At 73.9% G+C, this 15,635-nt stretch carries 13 protein-coding genes and 1 pseudogene; 13 read left to right on the top strand and 1 reads right to left on the bottom strand.

Features of this window, described 5'->3' with window-relative positions; all coding sequences use genetic code 11:
- The first annotated feature begins 498 nt into the window (after nt 1-498).
- The 7 genes and pseudogenes from ssd to B086_RS43065 all read left to right on the top strand — a co-directional run.
- Nucleotides 499-1,602 (top strand): septum site-determining protein Ssd, encoded by a 1,104-nt coding sequence (gene ssd / locus B086_RS0123730; protein WP_018568928.1) that lies wholly within the window; start codon nt 499-501, stop codon nt 1,600-1,602.
- A 167-nt stretch (nt 1,603-1,769) separates the two neighbouring features.
- Nucleotides 1,770-3,005: a TadA family conjugal transfer-associated ATPase gene (locus B086_RS0123725; protein WP_018568927.1), complete on the top strand. Its 1,236-nt coding sequence runs from the start codon at nt 1,770-1,772 to the stop codon at nt 3,003-3,005.
- A 17-nt stretch (nt 3,006-3,022) separates the two neighbouring features.
- On the top strand, nt 3,023-3,934 hold the full coding sequence (locus B086_RS0123720; protein WP_018568926.1) for a type II secretion system F family protein: 912 nt from the start codon (nt 3,023-3,025) through the stop codon (nt 3,932-3,934).
- Between the two features lie 41 nt (nt 3,935-3,975).
- Nucleotides 3,976-4,797 (top strand): type II secretion system F family protein, encoded by an 822-nt coding sequence (locus tag B086_RS0123715; protein ID WP_037873841.1) that lies wholly within the window; start codon nt 3,976-3,978, stop codon nt 4,795-4,797.
- Between the two features lie 106 nt (nt 4,798-4,903).
- Nucleotides 4,904-5,107, top strand: coding sequence for a DUF4244 domain-containing protein (locus B086_RS43070; RefSeq protein ID WP_078510009.1), 204 nt, complete (start codon nt 4,904-4,906; stop codon nt 5,105-5,107).
- Nucleotides 5,094-5,555: a TadE family type IV pilus minor pilin gene (locus tag B086_RS0123705; RefSeq protein ID WP_018568923.1), complete on the top strand. Its 462-nt coding sequence runs from the start codon at nt 5,094-5,096 to the stop codon at nt 5,553-5,555. The genes B086_RS43070 and B086_RS0123705 overlap by 14 nt, the downstream gene beginning before the upstream one ends.
- Nucleotides 5,552-5,893: pseudogene (locus B086_RS43065) on the top strand (Rv3654c family TadE-like protein); the annotation flags it as partial. The gene B086_RS0123705 and the pseudogene B086_RS43065, both read left to right, overlap by 4 nt.
- Before the next feature lie 84 nt (nt 5,894-5,977).
- Here the strand turns inward: B086_RS43065 and B086_RS40600 are convergent.
- Complete coding sequence (locus tag B086_RS40600; protein ID WP_234029350.1) at nt 5,978-8,575, bottom strand: DEAD/DEAH box helicase; 2,598 nt, start codon at nt 8,573-8,575, stop codon at nt 5,978-5,980.
- Between the two features lie 81 nt (nt 8,576-8,656).
- On the opposite strand from B086_RS40600, the gene bldG reads away from it, so the two are divergent.
- The 6 genes from bldG to B086_RS0123670 all read left to right on the top strand — a co-directional run bounded on the left by bldG (nt 8,657) and on the right by B086_RS0123670 (nt 15,543).
- Nucleotides 8,657-8,998 (top strand): anti-sigma factor antagonist BldG, encoded by a 342-nt coding sequence (gene bldG / locus B086_RS0123695; RefSeq protein ID WP_009189842.1) that lies wholly within the window; start codon nt 8,657-8,659, stop codon nt 8,996-8,998.
- A 104-nt stretch (nt 8,999-9,102) separates the two neighbouring features.
- On the top strand, nt 9,103-9,534 hold the full coding sequence (locus B086_RS0123690; protein WP_018568921.1) for an ATP-binding protein: 432 nt from the start codon (nt 9,103-9,105) through the stop codon (nt 9,532-9,534).
- Nucleotides 9,535-10,001: 467 nt separating this feature from the next.
- Nucleotides 10,002-12,413: a sodium-translocating pyrophosphatase gene (locus B086_RS0123685; RefSeq protein ID WP_026252703.1), complete on the top strand. Its 2,412-nt coding sequence runs from the start codon at nt 10,002-10,004 to the stop codon at nt 12,411-12,413.
- Nucleotides 12,414-12,660: 247 nt separating this feature from the next.
- Nucleotides 12,661-13,272 carry a hypothetical protein gene (locus tag B086_RS0123680; protein ID WP_026252702.1) on the top strand — a complete coding sequence of 204 codons (612 nt, stop codon included), beginning with the start codon at nt 12,661-12,663 and terminating at the stop codon, nt 13,270-13,272.
- Nucleotides 13,273-13,465: 193 nt separating this feature from the next.
- The gene (locus B086_RS0123675) at nt 13,466-15,034 is read left to right on the top strand and encodes a N5-glutamine methyltransferase family protein (RefSeq protein ID WP_051115907.1); all 1,569 of its coding nucleotides are present in this window, start codon (nt 13,466-13,468) and stop codon (nt 15,032-15,034) included.
- A 311-nt stretch (nt 15,035-15,345) separates the two neighbouring features.
- On the top strand, nt 15,346-15,543 hold the full coding sequence (locus tag B086_RS0123670) for a hypothetical protein (RefSeq protein ID WP_018568917.1): 198 nt from the start codon (nt 15,346-15,348) through the stop codon (nt 15,541-15,543).
- Nucleotides 15,544-15,635 lie beyond the last annotated feature (92 nt).

The raw sequence follows: 15,635 nt of genomic DNA, 5'->3' as shown, positions 1-15,635 counted from the left end.
CCCCGAGTCGGCCGTGGAGACGACCCCCGCTCTCCCCCCCGGCGGGGGTCGTCGCATGTCCGGAGGGGTTTTCTCCCACTCCCTGCCCGTCCGGTGCGGCCTTGTGGCCCCGGCGGGCCCTCGCGCGGCTCTCTCGATACTCCTCATGATCCGTGACTGTGCGTAGTTGTTGGGCTGCGCTGCGGAAGTCGTACGGGAGTCGGTGCGGGGGTCACCGGTTTGGGTGACCGCCATTTTCACAGGCACTGAGTTGTCCACAGATTTCGACCAAGATCCACATCAATTTCCGGATCGCTGCACCGTGATTCCTGCGCGCACCGCTCGCGGCGGAGTTCATGGCCGGTTCCGTTTGTCGGGCGCGTCTGGCCGGTTTCTGTCGGCCGTCCACGCCGGTTTCCGGCGGCCGCTCATATGCGGACCGCTCGCCGGTTCTTCATCTGTCCGGAATCACGCGGGGCGACGAGCCGCGCGCACGACGCAGCGAAGGGGGAGCGGCCCATGGCCGTCACCGTCACCCACGATCCGCCGTCCGGCACCGGAGGGCCCCGGAGCGGCCCACTGATCATCACCGAGGACGCCGACCTCCTCGACGACCTGCTGCGCCTGTGCGCGGCGGCCGGCGCCACCCCCGAGGTGCACCACGGCGTGCCCGAGCACCGGGGCGGCTGGGAGGCCGCGCCACTGGTGCTGGTCGGTGACGACGCCGCACCGCGGGTGCGCGCCACCCCGCGCAGACGGGGCGTCGTGCTGGTCGGCCGAGACCAGGACGACTCCGGCATCTGGCGACGCGCCGTCGAGATCGGCGCCGACCATGTGCTGGTGCTGCCCGACGGCGAGCAGTGGCTGGTCGACCGGATCGCCGATGTCGCCGAGGGCGTCGGCCGTCCCGCGCTCACCGTCGGTGTCATCGGCGGCCGCGGCGGCGCCGGTGCCTCCACCCTCGCCTGCGCGCTCGCCGTGACCGCCGCGCGGGAGGGCCTGCGCACCCTGCTCGTGGACGCCGATCCGCTGGGCGGCGGGCTCGACGTGCTGCTGGGCGGGGAGGCCGCCGAGGGGCTGCGCTGGCCCGCCTTCGCGACCTCGCGCGGGCGGGTCGGCGGCGGTGCCCTGGAGGAGTCCCTGCCCCGGCTGCACTCGCTGCGCGTGCTCAGCTGGGACCGCGGTGACTGCGTCGCCGTCCCGCCGCAGGCCGTCCGTGCGGTGCTGGCCGCGGCGCGGCGCGGCGGCGGGGCCGTCGTGGTCGACCTGCCCCGCCGGGTCGACGAGGGCGCCGCCGAGGCGCTGGCCCAGATCGACGTCGGACTGCTCGTGGTCCCCGCCGAGCTGCGCGCCGTCGCGGCCGCCGCCCGGGTCGCCTCGGTGGCCGGCATGGTCCTGCGCGATCTGCGCGTCGCGGTACGCGGCCCGTACGCACCCGGGCTCGACGACTGCGAGGTGGCCCGGCTGCTCGGACTGCCGCTGGCGGGGGAGGTGCCGGTCGAGTCCGGGCTGCGACGCCCCGGCGAGGGCAGGACGCCGCCCGGCGCGACCGCGCGCGGCCCGCTGGCCCGGTTCTGCACCGGCTTCTGGGAGCGGGCCCTGACCGAGGCGGGCGCCGCGTGAGGGCCCCGGCCGAGCAGTGGCGGCTTCCGTCCGGGCCCGGCGCGACCGGACGGCAGGGGGACGGCCGCGATGGAGACGGCCGGAATGGAGACGGTCGGGACGGAGACGGTCGGGACGGGAACAGGTGGGACGCGGTCGGGCGGTACACGGCGGCCGGTGGTCCGCGCGTGCCCCGGGCAGCGGAACCGCCGGGCACGTCCGCCCGGCTCCTGGACGGCGTACGCCAGTGGCTCGCCGAGAGCGGGGCCGAACCGACACCCGCGCGCGTGGCCCAGGCCCTGCGTGAACAGGGCCGTGTGCTCGGTGACGAGGAGGTGCTCGGCGCGGCCGAGCGGCTGCGCTCCGAACTGATCGGCAGCGGTCCGCTGGAGCCGCTGCTCGCCGACCCGTCGGTGACCGACGTCCTGGTGTCGGCGCCCGACGAGGTCTGGGTGGACCGCGGAGGCGGACTGGAGCGGGCCGCCGTCGCCTTCTCCGACGCGGCGGCCGTACGCCGTCTGGCCCAGCGGCTGGCGGCCGTGGCGGGGCGGCGCCTGGACGACGCCCGGCCCTGGGCCGACGCCCGCCTGCCCGACGGCACCCGGCTGCACGCGGTGCTGCCCCCGGTCGCCGTCGGCTGCACCTGCCTGTCCCTGCGCGTCGTCCGGCCGCGCGCTTTCACCCTCGGTGAACTCGTCGCCGCGGGCACGGTCCCGCCGGGCGGGGACCACGTGCTGCGGGCGCTCGTCGAGGCCCGGCTGTCCTTCCTCGTCAGCGGCGGCACCGGCAGCGGCAAGACCACACTGCTCAGCGCGTTGCTGGGCCTGGTCGGGCCGGGCGAGCGCATCGTGCTCGCCGAGGACTCCGCGGAGCTGCGCCCCGACCATCCGCACGTCGTCCGCCTGGAGACACGACCCGCCAACCAGGAGGGAGCGGGCCTGGTCACCCTGGAGGACCTGGTCCGCCAGGCCCTGCGCATGCGGCCGGACCGGCTGGTGGTGGGTGAGGTGCGCGGCGCCGAGGTGGTGCATCTGCTGGCCGCGCTGAACACGGGCCACGAAGGCGGGTGCGGGACGGTGCACGCCAACGCGGCGGCGGACGTCCCCGCCCGTCTGGAGGCCCTGGGCACCACCGCGGGACTGGACCGGGCCGCCCTGCACAGCCAGGTGGCCGCCGCGCTGTCGGTGGTGGTCCACCTGGTGCGCGACCGCTCCGGGCGGCGGCGCATCGCCGAGGTGCGGGTGCTGGAGCGGGACGCGTCCGGGCTGGTGCGCACGGTCCCGGCGCTGCGCTGGGGCGCGGACGCCTTCGTGGAGGAACCGGGCTGGGAGCGGCTGCGGGCGCTGCTCCGCCCGGTGGACCTCACGGACGAGGGCGGCGCGAGGGACGCGGCCGGTCCGGTGAGCGGGGGGCGGGAGCGGTGAGCGTCCTGGAGCAAGTGATGCGCCTGCTGGACGAGGCGGCCGCCGGCCTGCTGGTGCCGCCGGCCCTCCCGCAGTCGGTGTACGTCGCGGCGGCCCTGGTGTGCGTGCTGGCCGCCGTCCGGCTGCTGGGCGGATGGCACTCTGGGGCGCGGCGGGCCCGTCTGCTGCTCGCCGGTGGCGGAGCGGTGCCTTCGCCGCCCGCGCTGGAGGCCCGGCTGCGCGACGGACTGGCCGGGCTGCGCGCACGGCTGCGGGCCGAGTGGTGGGCACCGGCCGCCGGACTGCTGCTGGCCGTGCTGGGCGGCTCCGTGCTGCCGGTCGTCGCGGGGGCGGCCGGGCTGCCCGTCCTGCGCAGGGTCCGGCTGGCACAGGCCGCCCGCCGGACCCGGGAACGGCGTGCGGACGCGGTGATCGCCCTGTGCGGGGCGCTCGCCGGGGAGGTACGGGCCGGGCGGCAGCCGGGCCAGGCCCTGCTGTGCGCCGTCCGGGACGCGGGCGGCTTCGGGGACTCCCAGGCGGCCGTGCTGGCGGCAGCGCGATTCGGCGGGAACGTGCCCGGCGCGCTCTCCGTCGCGGCCCGGCGACCGGGCGCCGAGGGACTGCGGGGCCTCGCCGCGTGCTGGCGGGTCGCCGTCGACCAGGGGGCGGGCCTGGCGGCAGGGCTCGACCGGCTCGAAGCGGCGCTGCGCGCGGAGCGCGACCAGCGTGCCGACCTGCGGGCCCAGTTGGCGGGCGCCCGCGCGACGGCGGTGATGCTCGCCGGACTGCCCGCCCTCGGCCTCCTGCTCGGTACGGCCATGGGCGCCGATCCGCTGCACGTGCTGCTGCACACCGGCGCCGGAATGGGCTGCCTGCTTGTCGGGGGCGTGCTGGAAGGCGTGGGGCTGTGGTGGGCCCTGGGGATCGTGCGACGGGCGGAGGCGGCGTGAACGCGGACGGCTCGGGCGTGCCGGACGTCGTGCCGGACGTCATGGACGTCGTCCACAGGCTGGGGACGGTGGCGGCGGTGGCGGCCGCCCTGGGGCTGCCGGTGTGGCGGCTGCTGGCGGTGCGCCGCGTCCGGCGGGTACGGCGGCGCACGGCCTCGCTGCTGGCGGGCTCCTCGGCGGTGCACCCGCCGCCGGCGGCGGACGGCTCGTCAGGGGCGAAGCCCGCCGGACGTCTCCCGGTGTCGCCGGCCTCCGTACGGCAGAGGGTTCCGGCGGTGGCTGTCGCGGGCGCCGCTTGGATGCTCGTCGGCGGACCGGCGGGGGCCGTGACGGGGCTGGCCTGTGGAGCGGGGCTGTGGTGGTGGCAGCAGCGATCCGGTATCCGGCCACGGCCCGAGGCCGAGGTCGACGCGGCCGAGGCCGCCCGGCAGCTTCCGCTCGCCGCCGATCTGCTGGCCGCCTGCATTGCGGCCGGCGCCGGTCCGGTGATCGCCGCGCAGGCGGTGGGCGAGGCCCTGGGAGGCCCGGTCGGTGAGGTCCTGGCGCGGGGAGCCGCGGAGGTGCGGCTCGGCGGCGCCGACGACGCCTGGCGCGGACTCGCCGCGATACCGGGCGCCGCAGCCCTCGCACGGCTGCTGGAACGGGCCGGCGAGTCCGGGTTCCCCGCCGCCGTACCGGCGGCTCGGCTGGCCGCCGATCTGCGCGCCGACCGCGGGCGCACGGCCACCGCCCGCGCCCGGCGTGCGGCCGTGCTGGTCACCGCACCGGTGGGGCTGTGCTTCCTGCCCGCCTTCGTCGCCATCGGCGTGCTGCCCGTGGTGATCGGCGTCGCGGGCGGGGTGTGGAGAGGCGGTGGCGGCTGAGAGGGCGAACACCGGGACGACACGACCGATATGACCGACATGACCGATACGACTGACGCGACAAGCGATGCGAATGACAACGGAACGACACCTCACGGGGGTTGAGATGAACACGAAGGCGGCATGGACACGGCTGCGTGGCCTGGCGGTCCGTATGCGCAGGGACACCGGAATGGTCACGTCCGAGTACGCGATGGGCATCATCGCGGCGGTGGCGTTCGCGGTGCTGCTGTACGAGGTGGTGACCAGCGGGCAGGTCAAGACGGAGCTCCAGAACATCGTGAAGCGGGCGCTCAGTGCCCGGATGTGAGCACCGCCGGGGCGGCGCGCGTGACGGGCGCGGCGTGCCCGGTGGCGACCGGGGGTTCGTGACGGCGGAGGCCGCCATGGTCCTGCCCGTGCTGGTGCTGGTGGTGACCACGCTGGTGTGGGGGCTGCTCGTCGTGCTCGCGCAGATCCAGTGCGTGGACGCGGCACGGGTCGGTGCGCGGGCGGCCGCCCGTCAGGACCCGGACGGCGCGGTGGTCCTGGTGACCCGCCGGACGGCGCCTCGCGGCGCGAAGGTCACGGTGTCCCGGCGGGCAGGGCAGGTCCGTGTGGTCGTCAGCGCGTCGCCTCCGGGGCTGGGTCTGCTGCCCTTCCGGCTGAGGGAGGAGGCCGTGGCCGAGGCGGAGGAGGCGGCCGTGACGGATGAGAGGCCAGGGGCGGCCGGGCCGAGCGGCGCGGCGGTGCGCGCGGGGCAGGAGGCAGGTTCATGAGGCGCCGCTTCGCCGAGCGCGACCGGGGCTCCGCCACCGTCTGGAGCGTCGGGGCGATCGCCCTGCTGTGCGCGGTGTTCGGCACCGGCCTCGCGCTGGGCCAGGCCGTGGTCGTCCGGCACCGCGCGGCCGGCGCGGCTGACCTGGCGGCGCTGGCCGCCGCCGACCACTGGGCGCTGGGTGGTGCCGCGGCCTGTGCCCGCGCCGACCGGGTGGCACGGGCGCAGGGCGCCCGCCTCGTCCGGTGCGCGCTCGTGGGCGACGTCTCGGATGTCACGGCGGCCTCGGGGCACGGGCCGTTCGCGGCACAGGTCCGGGCCAGGGCGGGTCCGCCGGATCAGCCGGATCAGCCGGGGGAGCTGGGTCAGCAGGGCCGGATGAGCCGGGGGAGCCGGGAGAACCGGGCGGATCCGTCGGTGGGGTCAGCCCCGGAGAACCGCCCCCGCCCCGTCTCCGCCTTCCGCGCCTTCCGAACGTTCCGCGCCGTCCGTCCGGCCCGCGGCTTCCTCCGTACGTCCCGCGAAGCCTTGCGGTCCTTCTCCGGAGCCCTCTCCGGGTCCCTCTCCGGGCCGTACGGGCGCCCCCTTCAGCAGCACCGTGAGCAGCCGGACGGCGCCGCGCTTGTGGAGCGGGTCGTTGCCGTTGCCGCACTTGGGGGACTGGATGCAGGACGGGCAGCCGGCGTCGCACTCGCAGGAGGCGATGGCCTCGCGGGTGGCGACGAGCCAGTCCCGGGCGGTGTGGAAGGCACGCTCGGCGAAGCCCGCGCCGCCCGGATGGCCGTCGTAGACGAAGACCGTCGGCAGGAGCGTGTCGGGGTGCAGCGGGACGGAGACCCCGCCGATGTCCCAGCGGTCGCAGGTGGCGAAGAGCGGCAGCATGCCGATCGACGCGTGCTCGGCGGCGTGCAGGGCGCCGCCGAGGATCTCCGGGTTGATCCGCGCCGCGTCGAGCTGGTCCTCGGTGACCGTCCACCACACGGCGCGGGTGCGCAGCGTGCGCGGCGGGAGGTCGAGTTTCGTCTCGCCGAGCACTTCGCCGGTGATGACCCGGCGGCGCAGGAAGGAGACCACCTGATTGGTGACCTCGACGGAGCCGTAGCACAGGCGGCCGTCTCCCCAGGGGACGGTGACGTCGGTCTCCAGGACGGAGATCGCCGTCGTGTCCCGGGCGACCGTCGTGTACGGCGGGTTCGCCTCCTCCACCAGGGCGACCGAGTCGTCCAGGTCGAGCGAGCGCACCAGATAGGTACGGCCCTGGTGCAGGTGGACGGCGCCCTCGTGCACGGTCGTGTGCGCGGCGGCCTCGTCGACCGTGCCGAGCAGCCGTCCGGTGCCGGCCTCGACGACCTGCACCGGCCGTCCGCCCTGGCCGCGGATGTCGGTGAGGTCCGCGGCCCGCTCCCGGCGCGTCCAGTGCCAGGCCGTGGCCCTGCGGCGCAGCAGTTTCGCGGCCTCCAGCTGCGGCAGCAGCTCCGGGCACGCCGGACCGAACAGTTCCACGTCCTCCTCGGTCAGCGGCAGCTCGGCGGCGGCGGCGCACAGGTGCGGGGCGAGCACGTAGGGGTTGTCGGGGTCGAGGACGGTGGATTCGACCGGCTGGTCGAACAGGGCCTCCGGATGGTGGACGAGGAAGGTGTCCAGCGGGTCGTCGCGGGCTACCAGGACCGCGAGGGCGCCCTGCCCGGCGCGGCCCGCCCGGCCCGCCTGCTGCCACAGGGAGGCCCGGGTGCCCGGATACCCGGCGATGACCACGGCGTCCAGGCCGGAGACGTCCACGCCGAGTTCGAGGGCGGTCGTGGCGGCGAGGCCCAGCAGCTCCCCGGAGTGCAGGGCGCGTTCCAGGGCGCGGCGCTCCTCGGGGAGGTAGCCGCCCCGGTAGGCGGCGACGCGCCGGACCAGGGACCGGTCGACCTCCGCCAGTCGTTCCTGGGCGATGACCGAGATCAGCTCGGCGCCGCGGCGGGAGCGCACGAAAGCGACCGAGCGCACCCCCTGGAGGGTGAGGTCGGTCAGCAGATCGGCGGTCTCCGCGGTGGCGGTGCGGCGGACCGGGGCGCCCTTCTCGCCCGACAGTTCGGTGAGCGGGGGCTCCCAGAGGGCGAACACCAGTTCACCGCGGGGCGAGGCGTCGTCGGCGACCTCCACCACGGGCAGGCCGGTGAGGCGGCGGGCGGCCACCGAGGGCTCCGCCGCCGTGGCCGAGGCGAGCAGGAAGACGGGCGAGGCGCCGTAACGCGCGCAGAGCCGGCGCAGACGGCGCAGGACCTGGGCGACATGGGAGCCGAAGACACCGCGGTAGGTGTGGCACTCGTCGATGACGACGTACTTCAGGGACCGCAGGAAGGAGGACCAGCGCGGGTGGGACGGCAGGATCCCGCGGTGCAGCATGTCGGGGTTGGTCAGCACGTAGTTGCCGTACTGGCGGATCCACTCGCGTTCCTCGACCGGTGTGTCGCCGTCGTACACGGCGGCCCGTACGGCGCTGCCCAGCGGCCGGGCGAGTTCCCGCACCGCGCGGCACTGGTCGGCGGCGAGAGCCTTGGTGGGGGCCAGATAGAGGGCGGTGGCCCCGCGGCCGTTCGGCGCCTCGGAGCCCTCCAGCAGCGCCGACAGCACGGGGACCAGATACGCCAGCGACTTGCCGGACGCCGTGCCGGTGGCGACCACGACGGAGTCGCCGTCGAGGGCGTGCTCAGCCGCCTGTGCCTGGTGGGCCCAGGGGTGCTCGATCCCGCAGGCCCGGACCGCGGCGAGGACCTCCGGACGAATCCGGTCGGGCCAGACGGCATGACGACCCGCTCGCGGGGGCAGGTGCTCCGTATGAGTGATGCGCGCAGCCCGGCTCGGCCCGGAGGCGAGCCGGTCCAGAACCGCGCCCGGCGTCAGGCGGGTTGCGGTGTCCGTCGGGGTTCGATCGGATCGGTGATTCTTGGCCATTGACACCGAGTCTGTCACCGGCGTGACGGACAATGGAGCCAAGGCGTCGTGCACGCCTGCCGGTAAGTGATTGAATGCCATCGCGGCTGGCGAACCGTCCCGGGGGCCTCAAGCCGAGGTGCCCGATGGGCGACCGCTCGATAGCAAGGTGCTGGAGGATCCGTGGACCTGTCCCTGTCGACCCGTACCGTCGGCGATCGTACGGTCGTCGAGGTCGGTGGCGAAATCGACGTATATACCGCGCCCAAGCTGCGCGAGCAGCTGGTCGAGCTGGTGAACGACGGGAATTTCCACCTCGTCGTCGACATGGAGGGCGTGGACTTCCTCGACTCCACCGGTCTCGGCGTACTGGTCGGCGGTCTGAAGCGAGTGCGTGCCCACGAGGGCTCGCTGCGCCTGGTCTGCAACCAGGAGCGCATTCTCAAGATCTTCCGCATCACCGGTCTGACCAAGGTGTTCCCCATCCACACCTCGGTCGACGAAGCGGTGGCGGCGACCGACTGACCGCCGGTCCCGGGCCGGTGTCCGGGGCGGAAGACGTTCCTGCGGGGAGCCGGGCTCGGCGGCCCGGTCTCCCGACCGCACGCCCGTAGCTCCTAGGGGGATGCATGGCCACCGTCGAACTCCGCTTCAGCGCGCTGCCGGAGCACGTCAGGACCGCCCGGCTGGTGGCGGCAGCGGTGGCGCGCAGGGCGGGGGTCGACGAGGCCGTCCTCGACGAGGTCAGGCTCGCCGTCGGTGAGGCCTGTTCCCGTGCCGTCGGGCTGCATCAGAGCAACGGGATCGCGGCGCCGGTGACGGTGGTGCTGACCGAGGAGGAGAAGCAGTTCTCCATCGAGGTCGGCGACGAGGCCCGGCATGCTCCGCACCACACGGGGGATGCCCCGGGCGCCGTGGACGACGCGGACGCCGAGGAGGACGAGATGGGCCTCGCGGTCATCAGTGGCCTTGTCGACGACGTCGAGGTCTCGGCGGGCGAGGACGGCGGACTGATCAAGATGACCTGGCCGACCGCGTCGGCGGACGCCGTGCTCTCCTGAGCCGATCGCAGCCGATCGCTCATAGGTTCGCATCCCGGCTCCGTCCTCGACCCGGCTCCGTCCCTGCCCGCTTCTGTGCCCCGCACCGTTCCGTCTCCGTCCGTCTGTTCCGAAGGGCCCCGGCAGCGGGGCCCTTCGGCATGTCCGGGGGCAGAGAGACCGCCGCCCCCGGCCGGCCCATTCGAACGGGTTCGGCCCATCCGAACGTGCCTTTCGACCGGCCCATTCGGCCGAACCCGTGGTGGACCGGCATCATTTAGTGAATTGATTCACGATCGATAGCCTGATAATGGATCAAGGGTCAATGCTTTTGAGGCGTTACCGCTTTCGGGTCCCCTGTCGGCCGGCGATCTTTTGCTGAGAGCCGTGTGACGGCTGATTCCATTTACCGCACACTGTTTAGTTCGGGTTTCGCTCCCTACAATCCGTCCACATCTTGAGCTCAGCCCAAGCGTCAAGGAGGACGAATGGCGGGGCTTTCTACCCCTCATCAGTCGGCTCAACCGACAACTTTCGCAGCCGCGGTACTGACCGATGACAATCGGATCATCGTGGCGGTCATCGCCGCGGTCGCGGTGGCCGCGCTCTTGGTCGCGGGTGTCCTGGTGCGCCAGGTGCTCGCGGCCGGCGAGGGCACCGACAGCATGAAGAAGATCGCGGAGGCGGTCCAGGAAGGCGCGAACGCCTATCTGGGCCGCCAGCTGCGCACCCTCGGCGTATTCGCCGTCGTGGTGTTCTTCCTGCTCCTGCTGCTGCCCGCCGACGACTGGAATCAGCGCGCCGGACGGTCGGTGTTCTTCCTGATCGGTGCCGGGTTCTCGGCGGCCACCGGTTATATCGGCATGTGGCTCGCCGTGCGCAGCAATGTGCGTGTGGCCGCCGCCGCCCGGGAGGCGACTCCCGCACAGGGCGAACCGGAAAAGGATCTCACCACCGTCTCGCACAAAGCCATGAAGATCGCTTTCCGTACGGGCGGCGTCGTCGGCATGTTCACGGTGGGGCTCGGCCTGCTGGGCGCCTCCTGCGTGGTGCTGGTCTACGCGGCGGACGCGCCGAAGGTGCTGGAGGGCTTCGGCCTCGGCGCGGCGCTGATCGCCATGTTCATGCGCGTGGGCGGCGGCATCTTCACCAAGGCCGCCGACGTCGGCGCCGACCTGGTCGGCAAGGTCGAGCAGGGCATTCCGGAGGACGATCCGCGCAATGCCGCGACCATCGCCGACAACGTGGGCGACAACGTCGGCGACTGCGCGGGCATGGCGGCCGACCTCTTCGAGTCCTACGCGGTCACACTGGTCGCCGCGCTCATCCTCGGCAAGGCCGCCTTCGGCAACGACGGACTCGCCTTCCCGCTGCTGGTGCCCGCCATCGGTGTGGTCACCGCCATGATCGGCATCTTCGCGGTGGCCCCGCGCCGCAGCGACCGCAGCGGCATGAGCGCGATCAACCGCGGCTTCTTCGTCTCCGCGGTGATCTCCCTCGCCCTGGTGGCGGTGGCCGTCTACACCTATCTGCCGTCCACGTACGCCGGTCTCACCGGCGTCACCGATGCGGCGATCCGCGGGAAGGACGGCGATCCGCGGATCCTCGCCCTGGTCGCGGTGGGCATCGGCATCCTGCTGGCCGCCGTGATCCAGCAGCTGACCGGGTACTTCACCGAGACCACCCGGCGGCCGGTCCGCGACATCGGCAAGACCTCGCTCACCGGCCCGGCCACCGTCGTCCTCGCCGGTATCTCCATCGGACTGGAATCGGCCGTCTACACCGCGCTGCTGATCGGCCTCGGCGTCTACGGGGCGTTCCTGCTCGGCGGCACATCGATCATGTTGGCGCTGTTCGCGGTGGCGCTGGCCGGCACCGGCCTGCTCACCACGGTCGGTGTGATCGTCGCCATGGACACCTTCGGACCGGTCTCCGACAACGCCCAGGGCATCGCCGAGATGTCCGGTGACGTCGAGGGCGCGGGCGCCCAGGTGCTCACCAACCTGGACGCGGTCGGCAACACCACCAAGGCCATCACCAAGGGCATCGCCATCGCCACCGCCGTCCTCGCGGCGTCGGCGCTCTTCGGGTCGTACCGCGACGCCATCACCACCGGTGCGAGCGACGTCGGCGCCAAGCTGTCCGGGCCCGGCGCGCCGATGACCCTGATCATGGACATCTCCCAGCCCAACAACCTGGTCGGGCTCATCGCCGGGGCCGCGGTCGTCTTCCTCTTCTCGGGGCTGGCGATCAACGCGGTGTCGCGGTCGGCGGGGTCGGTGGTCTTCGAGGTGCGGCGCCAGTTCCGCGAGCACCCCGGGATCATGGACTACACCGAGAAGCCGGAGTACGGGCGCGTCGTCGACATCTGCACCAAGGACGCCCTGCGCGAACTCGCCACGCCCGGACTGCTGGCCGTGATGGCGCCCATCTTCATCGGGTTCACGCTCGGCGTCGGCGCGCTCGGCGCCTATCTCGCGGGCGCCATCGGCGCGGGCACGCTGATGGCGGTGTTCCTCGCCAACTCCGGCGGTGCCTGGGACAACGCCAAGAAGCTGGTCGAGGACGGCCACCACGGCGGCAAGGGCAGCGAGGCCCACGCCGCCACGGTGATCGGCGACACGGTCGGCGACCCGTTCAAGGACACCGCGGGCCCGGCGATCAACCCGCTGCTGAAGGTGATGAACCTCGTGTCGCTGCTCATCGCGCCCGCGGTCATCAAGTTCTCCTACGGCGACGACAAGAGCGTCGGCGTGCGCATCCTGATCGCGATCCTCGCGCTGATCGTCATCGTCGGCTCGGTCTACGTCTCCAAGCGGCGCGGGATCGCCGTGGGCGACGACGAGGACAGCGCCGAACGGGTGGCCGCCGAACCGGCCGACCCCGCGGTGGTCTCGTAAGGGGGCGCACGGGGCCGTACGGCACGGTCCGGCTCGTGAGCGGGCGGGCGGCGCGTTCGATGCGCCGCCCGCCCGCCGCGTGTCCGGGGTCCTGATCAGCCGCGTGTCCGGGGTCCTGGTCCGCCGCGCGTGTCGGGAGGCCGTGAGCCTTCTCTCGCTTGGTGCAAATGGCTGCAAGACGGCACGTAAGGGGTCACCGGGCCCCGGCGGCCCGGCGATCGCCGTGTATGTTCCGGGGCCGAGAGCCATGGAAGGGACCGATCCGGTGAACAAGAAGCTCGCGGCCGCACTGTCCGGCGGTGCGGTACTGGCACTGGCACTGACGGGATGCTCCGGCAGCAGCGACGACGGCAAGAACGACGCGCTGAACACCTGGGCCAAGCAGGTGTGCGACGGTGTCCAGCCGCAGGCGAAGAAGATCCAGGCCGCCAGCGCCGCGATCCAGAAGCAGACCTCGGACAACACTCCGACGAAGACGGTCCAGGAGACCGACGCACAGGCCTTCCAGGACATGTCCGACGCCTACAAGGCGATCGGCGCCGCCGTGAACAAGGCCGGCGCGCCCGATGTCGAGGGCGGGCAGAAGAAGCAGCAGGACGCGGTCAAGGAACTCAACGACCTCGGTGCCTCCTACGCCTCCCTCAAGGAGCAGGTCGACAAGCTCGACACCAAGGACCAGGCCAAGTTCGCGGACGGGCTCAAGGACATCGCCACCCAGCTCGACAAGCTGAGCAGGACGGGCAACGACGCGCTGAAGAACCTGGAGGAGGGCGACGTCGGCAAGGCGATGGCCGGGCAGCCGAGCTGCAAGTCCGCCTCGGCCACCGCCTCCACGACCGCGTCGCCCGCGAACGGCTGAGCCGCCGCGGTCGCACCGCCACCGCACCGCCGCCCCGGCGAACGCATCGGCACGCACGCACGCGCACACGCGCGTGCCGATGCGGGCCGTGCCGGGGCGAGCGGTGCGCGCGTGCGATGTCGGTGGGAGCCGACACAATGGGTGCGTGAGTGACTCCAGCGTGCCCGCCCCGAACGTCCCGAACATCCCGAGCGTGTCGACCGCCCCCGCCGCCCCCGGCACCCCCGAAGTCCCGGTCGGCCCGGCGGCCCTGCCCGCGGCCGACCGCCCCGACGTCGCCGCCCGGCTCCGCGACGCCCTGCTCGGCGCGTCGTTCACCGCCGACGGGCTGCTCGAACTGCTCGGCGCGCCCGCGTACGCGGCGCTCGCCCGCAGCGAGACCGTGCCCGCGCTCCGCGCCACGCGCGGGGACACCCCGCTCGAACTGCTCGTCCGGCTCTTCCTGCTCCAGCAGCCCGTGCCGCACGCGCGCGTGGCGGACGTCCTGCCCGTCGACGCCTGCCTGGAGACCGGCTGGCTGGCGCGCGTCGGCGGGGACGAGCTGGCCGCGACCGTGGACGTACGGCCGTACGCCGGGCTCGACGGCGAGGACTGGTTCATCGTCTCCGACCTGGGGTGCGCGGTCGGCGGCGCGGGCGGCATCGGCAGCCACGAGGAGGGCGTCGTCCTCGGCGTCGGCGGCGCCTCCACCACCCTGGCGGGACTCACGGTCCGTACGCCCGTCGCCGCCGCGCTGGACCTCGGCACCGGCTCCGGCATCCAGGCACTGCACGCGAGCCGGCACGCCACGCGGGTGACCGCGACCGACCTCAACCCGCGCGCGCTGCACATCACCGCCCTCACGCTCGCGCTGTCCGGTGCCCCGGCCGCCGATCTGCGCAAGGGCTCCCTGTTCGAGCCGGTCCGCGCCGACGAGCGGTTCGACCTGATCGTGTCCAACCCGCCCTTCGTGATCTCCCCGGGCGCCCGGCTGACGTACCGCGACGGCGGGATGGCCGGGGACGATCTGTGCCGCACGCTCGTTCAGCGGGCGGGGGAGCGGCTGAGCGAGGGCGGGTTCGCGCAGTTCCTCGCCAACTGGGAGCACGTGGAGGGGGAGGACTGGCAGGACAGGCTCAGGTCGTGGGTGCCGCGCGGCTGCGACGCGTGGATCGTGCAGCGCGAGGTGCAGGACGTCACGCAGTACGCCGAGCTGTGGCTGCGCGACGCCGGTGACCACCGCGCCGACCCGGCGGAGTACCAGGCGCGCTACGACGCCTGGCTGGAGGAGTTCGAGGCGCGCAAGGTGAAGGCCGTCGGCTTCGGCTGGATCACCCTGCGCCGGACGGACTCCGCCGCGCCCTCGGTCGTCGCGGAGGAGTGGCCGCACCCCGTCGAGCAGCCGCTCGGCGACACCGTGCGCGCGCACTTCGACCGCGTCGGCTTCCTGCGGGACCACGACGACGCGGGCCTGCTCGACCGGCACTTCCGGCTCGTCGGGGAGGTCGTGCAGGAGCAGGTCGGGCTGCCCGGCGCCGAGGACCCGGAGCACGTGGTGCTGCGCCAGCACCGCGGGATGCGCCGGGCCACCGCCGTGGACACGGTCGGCGCGGGCTTCGCCGGTGTCTGCGACGGCACGCTCAGCGCCGGACGCATCCTGGACGCCATCGCCCAGCTCGTCGGCGAAGACCCCGTGCTCCTGCGCGACCGCACGCCCGCGCAGATCCGTCTGCTGGTGGAGCAGGGCTTCCTGGAGCCGGCCGACCGGCCCTCGGCCGACTGACCCGGCCTCGGCGGACCGACCGGCCCTCGGGGGACCGACCGGCCCTCGGGGGGCCGGCCGCCGCGCCCCGAGGGACCCGCCCCGCGCAGAGTCCGCCCGGCAGGGCCCGCCCGCCCCTCCTGACCGTTCGCCTCCGGCCCCGCTCGACCATTTTTCGGTCATCGCTCCGGCGTGCGCCGGGGCACGCCGGGCGGTCGCCGAGGGGCCGCGCGGTTGCCCGGACGCTCCGTGTTCACCCCGGGTTGGGCCGCCTGTCGCCCGGAGGTGCCAGCCTCCCCGACCGGGGGCATCCGGGGCGGAGGGGTACGTACGTGGAAAGCGGTCCGGCGATCTTCACAGGGGCGGTGTTCACCCTGTTCGGAGCGGTGCTGCTGGGGTGGACGGCACTTCGCGCGCGCCGTCGCGAACCTGTGGCGCTGGGGGTGCGCCAGAGCCTCGCGGCAACCCTCGCGACCGGCGCGGCCCTGGGGTGCCTGGCGCTCGGGACGTGGTGCCTGACGCGGCTGTGAACACCGGCGCGGCGCGGCGTCCCCGGTGTCCGGTGGATCATCTTCCGCTTCGGCCCCGACCGGTCCGTGGGCACTCCGGGCGGCAGGAAGGG

The organism is Streptomyces sp. PsTaAH-124 (genome assembly GCF_000373685.1).
Lineage (GTDB): Bacteria > Actinomycetota > Actinomycetes > Streptomycetales > Streptomycetaceae > Streptomyces > Streptomyces andamanensis.
The sequence above is the reverse complement of the archived record's forward strand: the minus strand, read 5'-3'. Positions and strand labels throughout refer to the sequence as shown.